The organism is Variovorax sp. 01T439_2, from assembly GCF_056398445.1.
On record NZ_JBFTPJ010000989.1, the window covers coordinates 1 to 2,104 of the forward strand.

At 70.3% G+C, this 2,104-nt stretch carries 2 protein-coding genes; both read left to right on the plus strand.

The window, feature by feature from the left end; translation table 11 throughout:
- The coding region (locus tag AC1DOC_RS30820) for a DUF1800 domain-containing protein (RefSeq protein ID WP_478131241.1) at positions 1 to 864 on the plus strand (864 nt) is incomplete at its 5' end.
- Positions 865 to 890: 26 nt separating this feature from the next.
- Positions 891 to 2,102: a DUF1501 domain-containing protein gene (locus AC1DOC_RS30825; RefSeq protein WP_027729458.1), complete on the plus strand. Its 1,212-nt coding sequence runs from the start codon at positions 891 to 893 to the stop codon at positions 2,100 to 2,102.
- Positions 2,103 to 2,104 lie beyond the last annotated feature (2 nt).

The window sequence follows — 2,104 nt, forward strand, 5'->3', positions numbered from 1 at the left end:
GAGCTGCACACCATGGGCGTGGGCGGCGGCTATTCGCAAGCCGACGTGCAGGAGCTGGCGCGCGTGCTCACCGGCGTGGGCGTGAGCTACCAGCCGCTCGATGCGCCGCCGCCCAACGTGCGGCCGGCCCTGCGCGCCGACTACGTGCGCCGGGGCCTGTTCGAGTTCAACCCCAACCGGCACGACTACGGGCCGAAGACGCTGCTGGGCCAGCCGATCCAGAGCCATGGCCTCGCCGAGGCCGACGAGGCGCTCGACCGCCTGGCGCGCGCGCCGGCCACCGCGCACTTCATCTCGCGCAAGCTCGCCGTGTATTTCGTCTCCGACGATCCGCCGCAGGCCTTGGTCGAACGCATGGCGGCGGCCTTCACGCGCAGCGACGGCGACATCGCCCTCACGCTCAAGGCGATGTTCGAATCGCCCGAATTCGCCGCCTCGCTCGGGCGCAAGTTCCGCGACCCGGTGCACTACGTGATCGCCGGCGTGCGGCTCGCGTACGACGACCGCGTGGTGACGAACGTGGGCCCGATGCTCGGCTGGATCAACCGCATGGGCGAGCCGCTGTACGGCCACGAGACGCCCGACGGCTATCCGCTCAACGAAGCCGCCTGGGCCAGCGCGGGGCAGATGAACACGCGCTTCGAGATCGCGCGCGCCATCGGCGCGAACGGCGCCGTGCTGTTCCGCACGGACGACAAGGCGCCGCTGGAGAAACCCGCATTCCCGCCGCTGGCCGATTCGCACGCGGTGCGTGCGATGCAGGCGGGCCTGGGCGCGGACACGCGCGAGGCGCTGGCGCAGGCGAGGAACCCGCAGGAGTGGAACACCTTCCTGCTGGCGTCGCCGGAACTGATGCGCCGCTGATGATGATGGAAAAAGGACACACCGCCATGCAACGCCGAGAACTGCTCAAGCTCATGGCCGCCGTTCCGTTCGCGGGCGCCTCCGGCCGGTTGATAGCCGCGCCCGCGGCCGAAGGCGCCAAGCTGCTGGTCGTGTTCCTGCGCGGCGCGTACGACTGCGCCAGCCTGCTCGTGCCCACGGGCAGCGACTTCTACTACGCCTCGCGCCCCAACATCGCCATCGCCCGGCCCGGCATGCCCGGCGGCGCGCTGCCGCTGGACGGCAGCTGGGGCCTGCACCCCGCGCTGGCACAAAGCCTGATGCCGATGTTCGAGCAGAAGCAGGCCTCCTTCATCGCCTTTGCCGGCACCGACGACCTCACGCGCAGCCACTTCGAGACGCAGGACTCCATCGAACTGGGCCAGGCGCTTGACAGGCGCCGCGACTATGGCTCGGGCTTTCTCAACCGCCTGGCCTCCGTGCTCGGTGCCGGGCCGCTGGCCGGCGTGTCGCCCATGGCGTTCACCAACCAGCTGCCGATCGCGATGCGCGGCAACGCCAAGGCCGCCAACATGGCGCTCGCGGGCAGCGCGCGTCCTTCGATCGATGCGCGCCAGAGCGAGGTGATTTCGGCGATGTACCGCAACACGGCGCTGGCACAGCCGGTGGCCGAGGGCTTTCAGGTGCGTGACGAAGTGGTGCGCGCCATGCAGGCCGAGATGGACGCAGCCAGCCGCAACGCCATGACGGCCAAGGGCTTCGAACTCGTCGCGCGCCGCATGGCGCGGCTCATGCGCGAGCGCTTCGACCTCGGCTTTGTCGACGTCGGCGGCTGGGACACGCATGTGGGGCAGGGCGGCGCCACCGGCTACCTTGCCAACCGCTTCGAGGAACTGGGCCGCGGCGTGGCCGGGTTCGCAGAGGAGATGGGCGACGACGCCTGGCGCCAGACCGTGGTCGTGGTCATCAGCGAGTTCGGCCGCACCTTCCGCGAGAACGGCAACCGCGGCACCGACCATGGGCATGGCAGCGTGTACTGGGTGCTCGGCGGCGGGCTCTCGGCGCAGGCCGGCGGGCGCGTCGTGGGCGAGCAGCAGGAAGTGGCGCAGGCCACGCTGTTCCAGAACCGCGACTACCCGGTGCTCAACGAATACCGCGCGGTGTTCGGCGGGCTGTTCAAGCGCATGTACGGTCTCTCGCCGGCACAGCTTGCGCGGGTGTTCGACGGGGTGGCGCCGAAGGATCTGCAGCTGATCTAGCT

Bases quoted from the DNA above. Each gene is read 5' to 3' on its own strand.
- AC1DOC_RS30825 (WP_027729458.1), top strand. From the start codon at position 891: ATGCAACGCCGAGAACTGCTCAAGCTCATGGCCGCCGTTCCGTTCGCG.